Raw genomic sequence first — 16,788 nt, 5'->3', positions numbered from 1 at the left:
TCCGATAGTTTTTATTTTTTCTATGTTGTATTTAGAAATAATCTCATCAAACTTTTTGAAAAGAAAATCCAGTTCGCTTACTAATTCTTCAGCCGATAATTTCTCCGCAATTGTTGTGAATCCTTTAAAGTCGGTGAACATGACGGTTACGCTTTCATAATGTCTTGCTGTTGCTTTACCATTCACTTTAAGTTCTCTTGCAGTTTCCACCGGTAGAATATTCAACAAAAGCTTTTCTGATTTTCTTCTTTCACGAAAAATAAAAACTGAAAGTATCAGCACAACCAACAATCCTCCAGCAACTGACCAGATTATTATTTTCTGTCTGTTTAACTGAGCATCCTGTAATTCTTTGTCTTTGTTCAGAAGTGTAATCTGCTGTTCTTTCTTTTCGGTTTCGTATTTGGTTTGCATTTCGGCTATCTGTTTGGAGGACTCCTCGTTCAGGATGGTGTCTTTTATATCAGAATATTTTTTATGAAACTCATAGGCGTTTTTATAATCTTCTTTCTGCGAATACATGGAAGCAAGGCGCGCATAACATTCTTTCATAAGTTCTTTTGCATTTATTTCCTGAGATAATGCTAGAGCCGTATCAAGGAGCCTGAATCCTTCCGAAAAATTTCCTATAGAATCATACAACTCGCTGAGATTGAGATTCAGGAAGGCAATATTTCTTTTATTACCAAGTTTTTCCACCATGTTTAATGATTCGGAATAATACTGAATGGCTTTCCTATACTCCTTATTCATAAAATAAACATTGCCGATATTGGTGTATGACTCGGCAATTTTTTGCTGATCATTTATTTCTTGCCTGAGCTCCAGCCCCTTTTGCAAACAAACGATAGCTGTATCAAAATGATATTGATAATAATTTATCAAGCCGATATTATTATAGGTGTTGCTCAATCCCCGCAAGCTTTCGTAGTTTTTATTTTCAGATTGTTCGATGATTGATTTTGATTTCTGATAATAATCCAGTGCGTCTTTCAATTTGTTCTGCGCCTGATACACCAATCCGATATTATTCAATACAAATGCAATTCCTGTAGTATCTTTTGTTTCTTCTTTTATTTTGAGCGCATCCAGGTAAACCCGAATTGCTTTTTCATACTCACCGTTTTCATAATGTATAAGCCCGAGATTCTGAAGTCCGATAGATTTATATTTCTTCGAGCTCAATTGTTCAGCGAGAGAAATTATTTTATTCGCATAATTTTTTGCACTGTCGGTTTTGCCGATATTTTTATACGCCCTGCAAAGTTCATTCATGAGAGAAAGGCAATGCGTATCCTGTTTTTCGGAAAGAAGAAGTTTTTCCAAGCTGTCGGTTTTGCTGTTTTGTGAATAGGAAAACTGAACGCAAAGAAAAAGCAGCGGGAATATTGTTTTCAGAAAAAAGCGCATGAGACTGCTAAATTAAAAAAGGATTGTTCTTCTTCTCAAAGCCAATAGTAGTTTCGTTGCCATGCCCTGTGAAAACAGTAAAGTCATCGTCAAGCAAAAAAAGTTTTGTTTTTATATTTGAGATGAGCGCTTCGTGGTCACCGCCCGGCAAATCTGTTCTGCCGATGCTTCCGTAGAAAAGCACATCACCACCGATGATGAATTTATCAGTGTGTGAAACAAAGCAGATACTTCCCGGGGAATGTCCGGGAATAAAAAGAATATCAAGAACTGAATTTCCGAATTTTATTTTGTCTCCTTCGTTCAGAAAAACAGAGGGCTCAACGGATTCATCCGCATTCAATCCGTAGAGATGCGACACCTGCGGAAGAGAATGAAGTATTTCTAAATCTCCTTTATGAATTTCAAGCTGAAGATTATATTTTTTCGCGATGAACGCATTTCCTAACACATGGTCAACATGGCAATGGGTGTTGAGGAGTTTTACGGGTTTCAGATTTTCATCTTTGATAAACTGAGCAATCTCTTGCTGCTCGGATGGATTGCTGCAGCCGGGGTCAATGATGACGCACTCTTTTGTTTCGTCAAACAATATATATGTATTTTCTTCAAAGGGATTAAAGGCGAAACTCTGAATTTTCATACTTCAAAAGTTTTAAGAACTTTTGAAGTATGATGTTTCTTTTGAAGTGTTTTAATAATCTTCATATACCTCTACTAATTTTTTATGACAATAAATAAAATTTTCTTTGTCTTCGAACCAATCTATAACTTCTTTTCGCATGAGTTTTGTAGGAGAGTCGGATAAAAGAGCATGAAAGGAGGAAAATTTCCATTCATGCAGCTGTTCGCAAAAACCAGCCGCTACGGGATTCTGATGAATATATAAAATCAACTTCTTTAAATACATTTCGTCCTTGATTTCTTTTCTCTTGAACTTATACTGAAACAAACTTCCTGTGCGTCCGTATTTTTTATTTATACTCTTAGCATACGAGATGAAGAAATCTTTAAATGCCTTTTCTGCCGGAGTTAGGCGTGATAAAGCTTTTGAGGTTTTGTTTTCGATTTTTTTTATTTGTACCAGCAAATGAAAATGATTGGGCATTAAACAATACGCATACGTATCAACAGTATTTAAAAGATATTTTTCATATTGTTTTAGGAAATAATAATAGTTGTCTTCTTCTTTAAAAATATTTTCTCGATTATTTCCCCTGTTAAAAATATGGTAAAATTTTTCTTCTTCCATTTTTAAAGTATGCTTGCAGGCACAAACTACAAAAGTTTTGAAAACTTTTGTAGTTTGGTGGTTAATCCAGAAAAGCGGTAAGCGGACTGCTTGCCTCTGCAGTTTTTTTTCTGTTTCCCATTTTTGATTCATAAGCCATTCTCCCGGCTTCTACAGCAAGTTTGAAAGCGATTCCCATTTGCACGGGATCGTTTGCAACGGCAATGGCGGTGTTCACCAACACAGCGCTTGCTCCCATTTCCATTGCTTCGGCAGCGTGAGAAGGCGCTCCGATGCCGGCATCTATCACTACAGGAATTTTACTTTGAGCAATAATTATTTCGAGCATTGCTTTTGTCTGCAAGCCGTTGTTGCTTCCGATGGGAGAGCCGAGCGGCATCACGGCAGCGCATCCGGCTTCTTCCAGTCGTTTGCAAAGCACAGCATCTGCATTGCAATAAGGAAGAACAATAAATCCGAGTTTCACTAATTCTTCTGCGGCTTTGAGAGTTTCAATAGGGTCGGGCAATAAATATTTCGGGTCTGGATGGATTTCTAATTTGAGCCAGTTTGTTTCTAATGCTTCGCGAGCCATCTGAGCGGCAAAAATTGCTTCGCGGGCAGTACGCACTCCTGATGTGTTAGGCAGAAGATTGAATTGCGGATGAGAAAGATGTTTCAGAATATCATCCTCGTATACTTCAAAAGTTTTAGAAACTTTTGAAGTATCTATTCGCTTGAGCGCCACCGTAACAAGTTCTGAGCCGGAAGCGAGCAGGGCTTCTTCCATCAATGCGCTTGAACCGAACTTGCCGGTGCCGGTGAACAGGCGGGAAGTAAAAATCTTATCTGCTATTTTTAATTTGCTCATGTTTCTGATTTAGCGATACTAATATACAAATGATACGAATGGTGCAGCATCTTCAAAGGTATAGGGGTATAAGGGTATAAAGGTATAGGGGATGACCATGCTTCAACAGGATATTTAGAGTCTTCAACAAGGAAGGGATTTCGTGTGTTCAACAGTTGATTTTACATGAAAAAACATCTCCCTTGCCCCTCTCTTTGACATCCCCCTTAAACACCCACTGTTTCGGATGCTTAACCCAGATGTTAGAATGGCTAACCCAATGATTAGTACGGCTAACCCAAACCTGTTTTAATACGCCACCGCAAACACCACTCTTTGTGATGATGGCTTTCCCGTTAGAATACACTTGCCGCTTTCCTGTTTATTGTTAAGCGGAATGCAGCGGATGGTGGCTTTGGTTTCTTCTTTTATTTTTTCTTCGGTTTCAGAAGTGCCGTCCCAGTGCGCGAGAATGAATCCGCCTTTCTCCACCGCTTTTTTAAATTCATCATACGTATCCACGCTGATGGTATTCTGCTCGCGGAACGAAATCGCTTTCTGATAAAGATTGCTCTGAATATTTTCAAGCAAATGTTCTACTTTATTTACAAGATCGGTTTGCTGCAACACCATTTTCTCGCGTGTGTCCCTGCGCGCCACTTCAACCGTTCCGTTCTGCATATCGCGCGGACCAATCGCAATCCTTACAGGCACACCTTTGAATTCATATTCCGCAAACTTCCAGCCGGGCGAACGCTTGTCGCTGTCGTCATACTTCACTGAAATCCCTTTTGCCAAAAGTTCTTTTTTTATCTGCAATACTTTTTCTGAAATCATTTTCAGTTCTTCTTCTGTTTTATAAATCGGAATGATAGCCACTTGTATCGGTGCAAGTTTCGGAGGAAGCACCAATCCTTCATCATCCGAATGCGCCATCACAAGCGCGCCAATCAGCCGTGTGGTAACTCCCCATGAAGTTGCCCATACATAATCTAGTTTTCCTTCCTTGCTGGAGAACTTTACATCAAATGCTTTTGCAAAATTCTGACCGAGAAAGTGAGAAGTGCCTGCCTGCAATGCTTTGCCATCCTGCATGAGCGCTTCAATGCAATACGTTTCCAGCGCGCCCGCGAATCTTTCATTCGCTGTTTTCGCTCCTTTCAAAACCGGAAGCGCTAAAAAATTTTCTGCGAAGAAAGCATACACCCCCAGCATTTTTTCTGTTTCAACGATTGCTTCTTCCCTTGTGGCATGTGCGGTGTGACCTTCCTGCCAGAGAAATTCAGTAGTGCGCAAAAACAAACGTGTGCGCATTTCCCACCGCACAATATTCGCCCATTGATTTATCAGTAGCGGCAAATCTCTGTAGGATTGAATCCATCCTTTATACGTATTCCAGATAATTGCTTCCGAAGTGGGACGCACAATTAATTCTTCTTCCAGTTTTGCGTCTTTATCAACAATCAGTTTTCCTTTATGATCCGGGTCTGCTTTCAAACGATAATGCGTAACCACCGCACATTCTTTGGCAAACCCTTCGGCATGGCCTTCTTCCTTTTCAAGAAAACTTTTAGGAACAAACAACGGAAAGTAAGCATTCACATGTCCGGTATCCTTGAACATTTTATCAAGTGCTGCCTGCATCTTTTCCCAAATTGCATACCCGTATGGCTTGATGACCATGCAGCCCCTTACGGCAGAATGCTCCGCCAGGTCAGCTTTAATAACGATCTGGTTGTACCATTCGGAGTAGTTTTCGCTTCTTTTTGGTAAATCTTTAGCCATTTATTGCTTATTAACAGAAATTAACAATTGTGGTACGATGTTTGTAAAATCCAAATCATAAAGTATCTTTGTAATCAGACGCAAAACTAAAAAAATAAGAATCATGAAAACTTTAATCAATCTCTTCGTTGCAACAGCTCTTTTAAGCAGCTGTTCTTCCATGCAGCAAACTGCAAGCACTTACAGCGATGATGTGTATGCATCTGCAAAGGATAAACCCGTGCAAACACAAACGGTAAGTGAAAACAAAAACACAACTACTGTTGTTGCACCTCCCGAACAAAAAACTTCGGATCCCAATCAATATACTTCTCAGGAAGAAAGGCAGCCCAACAGCACGGCTGTGGAACAGGATGAAAAGGGCAACACCTACATCACCAACAAATATTACGACAGCGATTTTAATTCAGATGATTATTATGATTACGAATATGCAACACGCATGAGAAGATTTTATCACCCTGTTTCCAATTATGGTTATTACGATAATTATTATACTAACTCTTACTGGTATTCCGGAAATCCTTTTCAGTGGGGACTGAGTGTTTATCTCGGCTATCCATGGTGGGGACCCAGCTATTATTCTTACAACTATTATCCTCAATCCTATTGTTACAATGGATGGAATTACGGTGGCGGATGGGGATATGGCGGTTGCGGCTGGGGATGGAACCACGGCTGGGGTTATAATGATGGCGGCTGGTGCGGAAACGGCTGGGGCTATGGTCATGGTTATGGCTGGGGATACAATAACGGATACAACAACGGCTACTGGGATGGTTACTGGAACGGCTACAATGACGGATACTATAATGGACAGGCGAACAATTATTACTACAACAGTTACGACAACAGCGGATATTATTATGGTCCGCATACAAGCAACACCTATTCAAATGGAAATGCAACCACTCCGCACGGAATAAAATTTGAGAACGCAATAGCTATGGAAACAGGATTCACGCCCGTGCATTATCCTACAACTACCGGTGGAATGTCTCCTCCGCGCCCTATGAATCCAAATGTTAATCCTACTGCAATAAGCGGAGGAACGGTTGGTCACAATTCTTCTGTTACAGAAAATCCTAACCCTAACACTTTCCCTACAGCAGTAAGCGGTGGAACAGTTGGACATAATGGAGCTTCTGTTTCAGGAAATCCGAATGCGAATACTTTACCCACAGCAGTTAGCGGTGGAGTGGTCGGGCATAGTAATCCTGATTCCTATAGCAACACATTGCCTACGGCAGTAAGTGGCGGAACCGTTGGGCATAATTCAGGAACTTCAATCAACAACTCTAACTTAAACAACCTTCCTGTTCCGACAAATACAACAACTGGCGGGAAAGGCAATACTTCAGGAAACTCTTCTACCAGCGATCCGCGCCCCATGAACCCAAACACCTACAGCACGCCAAAGAGTTATGATGCACCAAAGAATTATGACACTCCAAAATCGTACGATACGCCTAAGAATTATGATACTCCTAAATCGTATGATACACCGAAGAGTTATGATGTGCCAAAGAGCTACGACACTCCGAAATCATATGATGCACCCAAGAATTATGATACACCCAAGTCATACGATGCTCCGAAAAGTTATGACACCCCAAAGACTTATGACACCCCTAAAAACTATAGCACTCCAAAGAACTATGATACTCCAAAGAACAACAACTACAGCACGCCTAAAAGCTATGATGCTCCGAAAAACTTCAGCGCTCCAAAATCTTCAGGCGGAAGCAGTGGTGGTGGCAGCAGCAGCCATAGTTCTGGCGGCTCTTCAAAACCATCAGGTGGTTCATCAGGCGGATTCAAACACAGATAAAAGTTCTTAATACAGAAATCAAAAAAACTAAGCATATGAAAAATAAATTCATGCTTGCCGTGGGAGGGGTGTTGTTATCAGCACTCAGTTTTTCCCAGAACGAAATTGACGCGCTGAGATATTCCCAGCATCAATACGGAGGAACAGCACGCTTCACATCCATGGCGGGCGCTTTCGGAGCATTGGGCGGAGATTTTTCAGTGCTGTCTATTAATCCGGCTGGCATCGCAATTTATAGAAGAAGCGAATTTACTTTCACGCCCTCGTTCTTCAACCAAAAAACAACTTCCGACTTCAAAGGCAATTCACTGGATGATTACAAATACAATGTGAACTTCAGCAATGCCGGAATTGTTCTTGCTTATTATGAACCTGAAACAAAAAATGCATGGAAAGGAGTGATGTTCGGGTTCGGGTACAACCGGTTGAACAATTTCAACAACCGGATTTCAATGACCGGAAAAAATTCCAACAACTCATTGCTTGACCTTTATGTATCTGATGCAATGGGTGTTGGCGGTGATACCAGTGCTATGGATCAGTTCGGAACGCAGCTGGCGCTGAATTCAAATGCCATATGGGGAGATACTCTTGGAAATTATTGGCACCACTTTCAGGGAAGCAGCGGAGAAGAGCAGAGCAAAGCAGTTACTACAAGCGGTTCCATGGGCGAAACAATTTTCACGCTTGGAGGAAATTATAGTGACAAACTTTTTCTTGGCGCAACGATTGGAATTCCGCATATCCGCTATCAGGAACAATCTACTTACATGGAAAAAGGCGATAGCACTGCGTTGAATGGGTTTCAATCTTTTGAACTGAATCAGGATTCTCGCACAACAGGCGTTGGTTTTAATTTCAAGTTCGGAATGATTTACAAACCCATTGATTGGGTTCGTATAGGAGGCGCGCTTCATTCCCCATCTTATTTTGAAATGCACGATGACTGGAGCAGCGATATGAAAACAAATTTCACTTCTGGTTCTTATACTGCCGAATCACCAACGGGATTGTATGATTATTCTCTTGTAACTCCCATGCGCACCATCGGAAGCATTGGATTCGTGATTAAAAAAATCGGGTTGATTGGCGCAGACTATGAGTTTGTGGACTATCCTTCAGCAACGCTCCGTTCCGATAAATATAAATACATCAATGAAAACAAAGCCATCCGTGAAAAATATATGGAAGGCAGCAACATCCGTTTCGGAACAGAATGGAAACTAGCTCCGCTGAGCATCCGAGGAGGTGTTGCCTACTACACCAGTCCGTTCAAAAAAGGTGTAGGCAACGATGGTTCGCGCATTGATTATTCAGCGGGAATTGGTTTCCGAGAAGAAAACTTCTTTCTTGATTTTGCTTATGTTCTTTCGCAATCAAGAGATAATTATTATTTCTATGATGCCACTATCACCAGCCCTTCGGTGAACGAATCAACAAGTTCAAGCGTGTTGATGACATTGGGATTTAAATTCTAAATTGAAAAATTCCTGCAGTGGTTCCGACAGTTATCGGGACGCAGGTTGTTTGTTTGGTCAAAGAAAAGGCGGTCCGAAATTTCGCGACCGCCTTTCTTATTTTTTGTCATACTGAACTTGTTTCAGCATCTAAAAGATTGCGAAACAAGTTCGGAATGACTTATTCACGATTCTGCTTTGGGTGCTTTCATGCGTATGCTTTTTGCGGCATTGAGCATATCCGTAGCGGCTTTTTCGGAAAAAATTTCTCCCTCCACATCGTGCACTTCAAAAGATTTCTCTCCTGCTTTTACCACTGTATAAAAATGAAACTCGGGTTCCATACCTTCAATTTGCCATTCCCACACGAGTGCATTCGGGTCTTCAACCAGGTATTTTACAAATTTTCTTATGTCATCATGGGTGATATCGTTTTTCTTCATGGCAAAATCGCCAGCACCTTCTGTGATGGTCATCTTAAAATTCTTGCCCACTTTCACATCTGCACCACCTTGTGAATTCTCCATGATTTCAAGCGGTCCGATTGTTGAGTCAGGAACATTAATAAGAATGGACAATCCTGTTGAACTTAAGTCAGCGGCAACCATGCCTTGCGGTACTCCAACATTTGCATTGTCATCTTTTTTTCCGTTTCCGCATCCAGCAGCGGCAAGGATAGATGCGCCCGTGATGAATAAAAATATTTTCTTCATATCTGTTTTTGTTGTTGTTTTGTGAAGGCAAACTTACAATTTTATTTCGTAGTGAAACTTTCTTTTGTTCCTCATATATTAAAATTCAAACGCCCGTTTTCCATCGCACACGGAAGCAGGGATTCCACTCCTGTTGTATTTACACGATTGGAACATAAAGGATTTTCAGGATATGGAGAAGCATCCGTGCCTCCCTATATAGGAGAAACTCTTGAAACGGTTTTGAAATTTTTAGGGAAAGTAGAAAAACATTTTTCAGAATGTGTTCCTTCTGAGCAAAAATTGTCTAATCTGAATGACATTGAAATGATTCTTGCTGAAGTTGATAAGATTGAAAAAGGAAACAATGCCGCCAAAGCATCTGTTGACATTGCTCTTCATGATTTACTTGGAAAATTTCTGAACAAACCCTGTCATGAAATCTTCGGAGTAGATATAAATAAAAATCTTTTCACAGCGTATACTATCCCTATTGACAACCCGAAAGGAATTCGGGAAAGAATAGAGGAGGCGAAGAAATATAAACTTCTTAAAGTAAAACTCGGCTCCTCTGACGATAAAAAAATCATAGAAGAAATTCAAAAACATACTAAAAAAGAATTTTTTGTTGACGCTAATGAAGGATGGACAGATAAACATTTTGCGCTGGACATTATTCACTGGCTCGCAGACAGAAAATGTCTTTTTTGCGAACAGCCCATGCCGAAAGAACAAATTGACGATATCGCCTGGCTCACAGAAAATTCCCCCGTTCCCATTATTGCGGATGAAGCTGTAAAAAGACTTTCTGATTTAGAAAGGACAAAGGGAATTTATAGCGGTATAAATATTAAGCTGATGAAATGCACCGGTATGAATGAAGCGCGCAAAATGATTTTGCAGGCAAGAAAATACGGAATGAAAATCATGCTCGGCTGCATGTCTGAAACTTCCTGTGCAGTTTCTGCTGCAGCGCAAATCGCTCCGCTTGTTGATTGGATTGACCTTGACGGACCACTCCTTATCAAAGAAGATTATTTTGACGGAATAAAATTCTCCGAAGGAAAAATTATCCTTAATGATTTGCCGGGAATAGGAGTAAAACCTATTTCTCCTCTCCTTGAGGAGAGGAGTTAGGTGGGAAGGCAATCAATTCTTTACAATCTTTCTCGTTTCAATAACAACTCCTTCTTTGAGTATACAACAAAAATAAATTCCTTCTCTTAGGTCAGTAGCGTTAAGTTCCGCTTTGGTTTGTCCTTTTGATAAGGTAATGGTTTTAATTTTTTCTCCTACAACATTGTAGATAAAAATCAAATCTGCATCTGAAAATTCAACAAAGAGTTTACTTGAAAATGGATTCGGGTAAACCGAAGAAGAAAAACCGTTGTTAACAGAAGCAACGCTGTTTGTGCAAACAACTATAATGGTTCCCGCCATGTTGGGAGCATGTGGTGTGCATTGGTAGCTGTAGTTTCCGGGAACAGTCACTACCATAGAATAAGTCGTTGCTACGCTTGTAAGCGGTTGATTCCATGAACTTGCTCCCGCAGGAACGGATATTGAAGTAGTGGTGTGAGAGCCGCTTATCCACTGCCATTTAATCGTGTCCCCGCAAGTTGCTGTAATGGCGGAAGGAGTAAATTGAAAATTTGCTGCAGTAATTACAATAACAGATTGTGCATGAACGTAAATTGTAACTAACAAAAATGTAATAATGATGTAAACTTTTTTCATAGATGGGGGTTTAAAAAATTTATGTCTACAAAAGTAATAAAGTTTCAGACAAAAATCTGTTCCAGCACCTTATGAGATGAAATGCGTCCCATGTGCGATAGGTGTAACTCATAAAATCTAAGAAGAATATCAAGCAGGGACTTTCTTTCTTTTCCTGATAAAATCAAATTCTCCATCGAATAATAGTTGCTTAGAATAAGTTTGCTCAAGAGCTTGCTGTTGTCTTTTGTAAGATAATCATGATGAGGCGATTCTGTGCTGATGAACTTTCCTTCCCGCAAATCAAAAAAAGAGTTCATGTCAGAAAAATTCCCTTGTGGATAAAATCCAAGAAAGCGCGAAAGTCGGACAAGAAAAATCAAATGAAGATTACTGAAACTATTTTCTGCCAAATCGAGTGTTTGAATAGTTTCATGAAGAAAGGAAAATAATTCAGAATTGTTTTCTTCTTCGTGAAGACATTTCAACAACACGTCATTCAAAAAAAATAAAATAGAGGTTTTCGCAGGTTTGCCAGGAATGGAAATAAAATGAATTTCAGGCTTTGCTTCTTTCAGAGTTTGCAACTGTTTGCTTTCTTTTTTATAAACTACAAGTTCCAAAAGAGAAAGCGGCTGAAATAAGTTTGATTTTACTGAAGCTTTTTTTCTTTTCGCTCCTTTTATTAAATAACTCTGAATGCCGAATTGTTCGGTGTAAATTTTTGTAATGATGCTGGTATCAGAATAATCAACGGTGCGGAGAACAATGCCTCGTGTTTTGTGAAGCATCGGAAATTATTTTGTGTCGTACGCCCACTTCATATATATAGCGCCCCAGGTGAAACCTCCTCCGAATGCAGAAAGAATGATGTTGTCTCCTTTGCGCATTTGTTTTTCGTAATCCCACAGGCAAAGAGGAATTGTTCCTGATGTGGTGTTGCCGTAACGATGAATGTTGAGCATTACTTTTTCTGAGCTGACTCCCATTCGGTTTGCAGTGGCGTCAATGATTCTTTTATTCGCCTGATGCGGAACAAGCCATGCCACATCATCACCTTTCAGATTATTTCTTTCCATGATTTCCGCAGAAACGTCAGCCATTCCTTTCACTGCGAATTTGAAAACCGCCTGCCCTTCCTGATAAATAAAATGTTCGCGGTTGGCAACAGAACGCAAGGTTGGCGGCTGAACGGAACCTCCTCCCTGCTGGAAAAGATATTTTTTCCCGCTCCCGTCCACGCGAAGAATAGAATCAACAATTCCGAAACCCTCTGTGTTGGGTTCGAGAAGAACAGCACCGGCACCATCGCCAAAAATTATACAGGTTGCGCGATCCGAGTAATCTACAATCGCAGACATTTTATCTGTGCCCACAACAATTACTTTTTTGTATTTACCTGTTTCGATGAACTGTCTTCCCGTTTCGAGAGAGAAAAGAAATCCTGAACAAGCAGCAGAAATATCATAGCCCCAGGCATTTTTAGCGCCCAATTTATCGCAGATAATATTTGACGTGGAAGGAAAAATGTGATCGGGCGTAACCGTACCTACAATTATCATGTCGATTTCTTCGGGAGTAATATTTTTTTTCTTCAGCAAGCATTTTATGGCTTCCACTGCCATATCGGAGGTGCCGAGTCCTTTGCCGGTTAGGATTCTTCTTTCCTTAACGCCCGTTCTTGTTTCAATCCATTCGCTGTTAGTATCCACCATGGTTTCCAGCACCTCGTTGGAAAGAACATAATCCGGAACATATCCGTGAACAGCAGTTATACAAGCTTGCAATTTCAAGTTTGAAATTTAAGGTTTAATGTTGGGAGCTAAGTTAGTTTTTTTCCACTCACCTTGAGGCGAGGTCTGTGGTGAGGCATTAAACATATTCAAATGCGTTTCTTATTTTTTCAGAAAGTTTTGTCTCAGCAACATTTTTCGCGAGCACAACCATGTTCTTTATTGCCACTTCGTTTGATTTGCCGTGACCGACTACCACTGCTCCATTCACACCAAGAATGGAACTGCCTCCGTAAATTTCATAGTTGAAGCGATGAAAAAATGAATCGAGCAAATGGCGCTTGCTCATAATTTCAAAGATTGATTCCGCCTGTTTGATGATGACATTGCCAACAAATCCTTCGCATACCACCACATCTGCTTTTGCGTTGAACAAATCATTTCCTTCCACATTTCCGATAAAGTGAAACTGTTTGGTAGTTTTCATTATATCATAAGTCGCTTGTGAAACTAAATTTCCTTTTCCTGCTTCTTCTCCAAGATTCATCAGCCCGACTTTCGGATTTTTCAAACCATACACATGTTCTGCATAAAGCGAACCGAGAATTCCAAACTGATAAAGCACATCCGGCTTGCAATCCGCGTTCGCACCAACATCCAGCAGCACACCAACTTTTCCGCTTTCTTTCGGGAGAATGGAAGTGAGGCAAGGGCGAATCACGCCAGGAATGGTTTTGATGGAATACATCGCGCCAACGAGCATCGCGCCTGTATTTCCCGCGCTGGCAAAGGCGGAAATTTTTTTCTCCATCAGCAGATGATAGCCGATGGCAATGCTTGAATGTGGTTTTTGCGTAAATGCCCTGATGGGAGATTCTCCCATGCCGATTACATCGGGCGCATGAACAATTTCATATTTGTCGGAAGGAATGTCAAACTTTTTTAACTCTTCGTGAATTCTTTTCTTGTCGCCAATCAAAACAAGCGTAACGCCTCGGTGAAATTCTTTTATCGCAAGCACAGCGCCTGCAATCATCGCTTTGGGTGCGTGGTCACCGCCCATTACATCGAGTCCGATTCTCATAGTGAAAAGCTGAAGAATGGAAAGTTTGAAAATTAGAAGGTTGGGAACATCCCTATTCTTCCATACTTCCAGTCTTCCATCATTCCATTTTTATGCTGCGATTGTTTTCTCAATCACTTGTTTTCCGCGATAGTAACCACAGTCCTGACACACGCGGTGCATGAGGATGGGAGCTCCGCAGTTAGAACAGTTTGTAAGTGTTGGAGCAATTGCTTTGTAATGTGTTCTGCGTTTGCGGCTGCGGCTTTTTGAGTGTCTTCGTTTTGGATTTGGCATGGTAGATAGAAATTAGAAATTATGAATTATTAGTTCTGTTTAATATTTTTTAAAGCTTCCCATCTTGGGTCAATATTTTCTTCTCCTTTTTTCTCAGAAAGTTTGTTCAATATCTTCAGCGCTTCAGGATTGCACCCGCTCTTATCCGTGTGAATTCTTCTTTGCGGAAGCAACATAGAAACATATTCGTAAAGATATTGGGATATGTCAATTTCAGATGAATCAATCGGTATGGCAAGAATATCCGCTTCGTTTTCAAATTTATCGTTAGTCAAACTCACCACAAGTTTATTTTCTCCCCATACAGGCAAATCAAAATAATCTCCGCATCTATCGCACATTACGTTGATGGTTCCTTCCATTTTAATATCAAATACTAAAAGATTTATTTCCTTGCTGAGCGTTATGCTCGTTTTAATCTTTGCATGCTGCACTTCAGAATATTCCCGCTCTTTGAAAAAAGTATCGTCAATTACATAATCGAAATTATGCTCTCCGCTTTTTAAACCTGCGAAGGGAATTAAATATGGATTGCTGAGTTTTTTCACTTGGATTAAGGATAAGAATCGTGAAAAAAATTATCACAATGATTAGCGTTTATGCCTTTTCTCGCTTGAAACAGTGAGGGCCTTTCTGCCTCTTCTTCTTCGCGCTCTGATAGTTCTGCGCCCGTTAGGAGTTGACATGCGCGTGCGAAATCCGTGCTTGTTCCTGCGTTTTCTTTGTGAGGGCTGAAATGTGCGTTTCATATCTAATTACATTTTGGATTGCACTGATTTAGTTTTGATTACACAGATAAATGCATTATCAGTGTAATCGATTATTATTATCGGTGTAATCAGTTTTGTTAAAGGGACGCAAAGATAAAAATGTTTTTCAACTAGTGCCTTTTTTCAAATACATTTGCCACCCTTATGGCGACAGCTAAAAAAGAAGAACTCCCCAAAGCGAAACTCAACAAAGAATCACTTCGCAGGGCAACCCGCATTTTCAAATTCATAGGTCCGCACAAATGGAAGTTTGTTGTCGGAATGCTTTTCCTTATCGGAACAGGAAGCACAGGACTCATTTTTCCTAAACTGATGGGTGACATGATGGGTCTGATCGGAAGAACCGGGACTTCAAACGAACAACTTCTTCAGATTGCAAATAAAGTAGGATTCCAGCTTCTTATACTCTTCGCTTTCCAGGCGGTGTTTTCATTTTTCCGTGTGGTACTTTTTGTAAACGTGACGGAAAATATGCTCGCAACCTTAAGGCAGGCAACGTATAACCGCCTTATTCGTATGCCAATGAGTTTTTTTTCAAGCAGGCAGGTTTCTGAATTGAACAGCCGCGTGAGCGCTGATATTTCTCAGATACAGGATACGTTCACAACCAGCATTGCGGAATTCATCCGCCAGAGCATGATAATTGTAGGCGGAATCGGCATAATATGTTTTACTTCCTGGCGACTGGCATTGATGATGCTTGCCATTATTCCTGTACTTGCCCTTCTGGCAGTTTTCTTTGGAAGAAAGATTAGAAAGATTTCCAAAGGTGTACAGGACAGTGTGGCTGATTCAAATATCATTGTGGGAGAAACCTTACAGGGAATAGCCAATGTAAAAGCATTTACCAATGAGAAACACGAAAACGAACGGTATAGAAGTACAACATTAAGAATTGTAAAGCAGGCAATCAAAGGCGGATTGGCAAGAGGTTCATTTTTTTCGTTCATCATATTTTGCCTCGGAGGCGGAATAGTTTATCTCATCTATTATGTGGTGAAAATGAAAGTGGAAGGACTGATTCAGCCGGAAGCTATGGTGTCTTTCCTGTTTTACACGGTGATGGTGGCGGCATCCATTGGCGGTTTGCCCGAACAATACGCACAGATTCAAAGAGCTGTTGGAGCAACAGAAAGGGTTTTTGATTTGCTGGACGAACCTATTGAGGACATCGAGATGAACAGTCAGGCAACCAGTTCCTCCAAAAGATTTAACGGAGAAGTTTCCTTTGAAAATATTTCTTTCTCTTATCCGTCACGCAAAGATTTTGCTGTCCTCAAAAATATTTCCTTCAAAGCGAATAAAGGAGAAACCATTGCGATTGTCGGACCCAGCGGTGCAGGAAAATCTACCATCACTAATTTGATTTTGCGTTTTTATAATCCCGATAAAGGAAAAATAATTATTGATGGAAAAAACGTCCAGGAGTATTCACTCACCGAACTTCGCTCTCAAATGGCAATTGTTCCGCAGGATGTTTTATTGTTCGGAGGAAGCATAAAAGAAAATATCGCCTATGGAAAATCAAACGCCACATTAGAAGAAATAAAAGATGCGGCACGAAAAGCAAACGCGCTGGATTTTATTGAAAGTTTTCCCGATAAATTTGAAACAAAAGTAGGAGAGAGAGGAGTTCAATTATCCGGAGGTCAAAGGCAGCGCATCGCCATCGCGCGAGCAGTTTTGAAAAATCCTTCCATACTATTATTAGACGAAGCCACTTCTTCACTTGACAGCGAAAGCGAACGCCTTGTGCAGGAAGCATTAGACAAACTGATGGAAGGCAGAACTTCCCTTGTAATTGCTCACCGCCTAAGCACCATCCGCAAAGCCGATAAAATAATTGTGATCGACAAAGGCGAAGTGAAAGAAAGCGGCACGCATGAAGAACTCATTGCCATTACAGACGGACTTTACAGGAGTTTGAGTAAATTGCAGTTTGAGTTGAATTAA

At 40.5% G+C, this 16,788-nt stretch carries 17 protein-coding genes; 4 read left to right on the top strand and 13 right to left on the bottom strand.

Going from position 1 to position 16,788, the window contains the following annotated elements; all coding sequences use genetic code 11:
* The 5 genes from HY841_09995 to HY841_09975 form a co-directional block, all read right to left on the bottom strand.
* Positions 1 to 1,326, bottom strand: a 1,326-nt coding sequence (locus HY841_09995) for a tetratricopeptide repeat protein (GenBank protein MBI4931083.1), incomplete at its 3' end; no start/stop codon positions are given.
* A gap of 91 nt (positions 1,327 to 1,417) precedes the next feature.
* Entirely contained in the window at positions 1,418 to 2,053 is a 636-nt protein-coding gene (locus HY841_09990; GenBank protein MBI4931082.1) for an MBL fold metallo-hydrolase, read from the bottom strand.
* 51 nt (positions 2,054 to 2,104) lie between these two features.
* A complete protein-coding gene (locus HY841_09985; protein ID MBI4931081.1) occupies positions 2,105 to 2,662 on the bottom strand; it encodes a transposase in 558 nt (185 codons plus the stop codon).
* 61 nt (positions 2,663 to 2,723) lie between these two features.
* Complete coding sequence (locus HY841_09980) at positions 2,724 to 3,512, bottom strand: thiazole synthase (protein MBI4931080.1); 789 nt, start codon at positions 3,510 to 3,512, stop codon at positions 2,724 to 2,726.
* 288 nt (positions 3,513 to 3,800) lie between these two features.
* Entirely contained in the window at positions 3,801 to 5,276 is a 1,476-nt protein-coding gene (locus HY841_09975; protein ID MBI4931079.1) for a proline--tRNA ligase, read from the bottom strand.
* A gap of 103 nt (positions 5,277 to 5,379) precedes the next feature.
* On the opposite strand from HY841_09975, the gene HY841_09970 reads away from it, so the two are divergent.
* Together HY841_09970 and HY841_09965 are read left to right on the top strand one after the other, a co-directional pair.
* Entirely contained in the window at positions 5,380 to 7,107 is a 1,728-nt protein-coding gene (locus tag HY841_09970) for a hypothetical protein (protein MBI4931078.1), read from the top strand.
* A 35-nt stretch (positions 7,108 to 7,142) separates the two neighbouring features.
* Positions 7,143 to 8,585 (top strand): hypothetical protein, encoded by a 1,443-nt coding sequence (locus tag HY841_09965; protein ID MBI4931077.1) that lies wholly within the window; start codon positions 7,143 to 7,145, stop codon positions 8,583 to 8,585.
* 164 nt (positions 8,586 to 8,749) lie between these two features.
* Here the strand turns inward: HY841_09965 and HY841_09960 are convergent, their stop codons facing one another.
* Positions 8,750 to 9,277 carry a hypothetical protein gene (locus HY841_09960; GenBank protein ID MBI4931076.1) on the bottom strand — a complete coding sequence of 176 codons (528 nt, stop codon included), beginning with the start codon at positions 9,275 to 9,277 and terminating at the stop codon, positions 8,750 to 8,752.
* Between the two features lie 51 nt (positions 9,278 to 9,328).
* On the opposite strand from HY841_09960, the gene HY841_09955 reads away from it, so the two are divergent.
* The gene (locus HY841_09955; GenBank protein MBI4931075.1) at positions 9,329 to 10,393 is read left to right on the top strand and encodes a dipeptide epimerase; all 1,065 of its coding nucleotides are present in this window, start codon (positions 9,329 to 9,331) and stop codon (positions 10,391 to 10,393) included.
* 12 nt (positions 10,394 to 10,405) lie between these two features.
* Here the strand turns inward: HY841_09955 and HY841_09950 are convergent, their stop codons facing one another.
* The 7 genes from HY841_09950 to rpmH all read right to left on the bottom strand — a co-directional run bounded on the left by HY841_09950 (position 10,406) and on the right by rpmH (position 14,814).
* Positions 10,406 to 10,993, bottom strand: a complete 588-nt coding sequence (locus HY841_09950) for a T9SS type A sorting domain-containing protein (GenBank protein ID MBI4931074.1) — start codon at positions 10,991 to 10,993, stop codon at positions 10,406 to 10,408.
* A gap of 44 nt (positions 10,994 to 11,037) precedes the next feature.
* Positions 11,038 to 11,763, bottom strand: coding sequence for a DNA repair protein RecO (recO, locus tag HY841_09945; GenBank protein ID MBI4931073.1), 726 nt, complete (start codon positions 11,761 to 11,763; stop codon positions 11,038 to 11,040).
* Positions 11,764 to 11,769: 6 nt separating this feature from the next.
* On the bottom strand, positions 11,770 to 12,765 hold the full coding sequence (locus HY841_09940; protein ID MBI4931072.1) for a ketoacyl-ACP synthase III: 996 nt from the start codon (positions 12,763 to 12,765) through the stop codon (positions 11,770 to 11,772).
* Positions 12,766 to 12,844: 79 nt separating this feature from the next.
* The gene (gene plsX / locus HY841_09935) at positions 12,845 to 13,789 is read right to left on the bottom strand and encodes a phosphate acyltransferase PlsX (GenBank protein MBI4931071.1); all 945 of its coding nucleotides are present in this window, start codon (positions 13,787 to 13,789) and stop codon (positions 12,845 to 12,847) included.
* Positions 13,790 to 13,879: 90 nt separating this feature from the next.
* Entirely contained in the window at positions 13,880 to 14,065 is a 186-nt protein-coding gene (rpmF, locus tag HY841_09930; protein MBI4931070.1) for a 50S ribosomal protein L32, read from the bottom strand.
* Between the two features lie 29 nt (positions 14,066 to 14,094).
* Entirely contained in the window at positions 14,095 to 14,613 is a 519-nt protein-coding gene (locus HY841_09925) for a DUF177 domain-containing protein (GenBank protein MBI4931069.1), read from the bottom strand.
* A 42-nt stretch (positions 14,614 to 14,655) separates the two neighbouring features.
* On the bottom strand, positions 14,656 to 14,814 hold the full coding sequence (gene rpmH / locus HY841_09920) for a 50S ribosomal protein L34 (protein ID MBI4931068.1): 159 nt from the start codon (positions 14,812 to 14,814) through the stop codon (positions 14,656 to 14,658).
* 165 nt (positions 14,815 to 14,979) lie between these two features.
* Here rpmH and HY841_09915 point away from each other — a divergent pair, with 165 nt between their 5' ends.
* Entirely contained in the window at positions 14,980 to 16,788 is a 1,809-nt protein-coding gene (locus HY841_09915; protein MBI4931067.1) for an ATP-binding cassette domain-containing protein, read from the top strand.

The organism is Bacteroidota bacterium, assembly GCA_016213405.1.
Taxonomy (GTDB): domain Bacteria; phylum Bacteroidota; class Bacteroidia; order Palsa-948; family Palsa-948; genus Palsa-948.
The sequence above is the reverse complement of the archived record's forward strand: the minus strand, read 5'-3'. Positions and strand labels throughout refer to the sequence as shown.

Coding starts and splice junctions, on each gene's coding strand:
- HY841_09990 (MBI4931082.1), bottom strand. CDS start 2,053: ATGAAAATTCAGAGTTTCGCCTTTAATCCCTTTGAAGAAAATACATAT.
- HY841_09985 (MBI4931081.1), bottom strand. CDS start 2,662: ATGGAAGAAGAAAAATTTTACCATATTTTTAACAGGGGAAATAATCGA.
- HY841_09980 (MBI4931080.1), bottom strand. CDS start 3,512: ATGAGCAAATTAAAAATAGCAGATAAGATTTTTACTTCCCGCCTGTTC.
- HY841_09975 (MBI4931079.1), bottom strand. CDS start 5,276: ATGGCTAAAGATTTACCAAAAAGAAGCGAAAACTACTCCGAATGGTAC.
- HY841_09970 (MBI4931078.1), top strand. CDS start 5,380: ATGAAAACTTTAATCAATCTCTTCGTTGCAACAGCTCTTTTAAGCAGC.
- HY841_09965 (MBI4931077.1), top strand. CDS start 7,143: ATGAAAAATAAATTCATGCTTGCCGTGGGAGGGGTGTTGTTATCAGCA.
- HY841_09960 (MBI4931076.1), bottom strand. CDS start 9,277: ATGAAGAAAATATTTTTATTCATCACGGGCGCATCTATCCTTGCCGCT.
- HY841_09950 (MBI4931074.1), bottom strand. CDS start 10,993: ATGAAAAAAGTTTACATCATTATTACATTTTTGTTAGTTACAATTTAC.
- recO (MBI4931073.1), bottom strand. CDS start 11,763: ATGCTTCACAAAACACGAGGCATTGTTCTCCGCACCGTTGATTATTCT.
- plsX (MBI4931071.1), bottom strand. CDS start 13,789: ATGAGAATCGGACTCGATGTAATGGGCGGTGACCACGCACCCAAAGCG.
- rpmF (MBI4931070.1), bottom strand. CDS start 14,065: ATGCCAAATCCAAAACGAAGACACTCAAAAAGCCGCAGCCGCAAACGC.
- rpmH (MBI4931068.1), bottom strand. CDS start 14,814: ATGAAACGCACATTTCAGCCCTCACAAAGAAAACGCAGGAACAAGCAC.
- HY841_09915 (MBI4931067.1), top strand. CDS start 14,980: ATGGCGACAGCTAAAAAAGAAGAACTCCCCAAAGCGAAACTCAACAAA.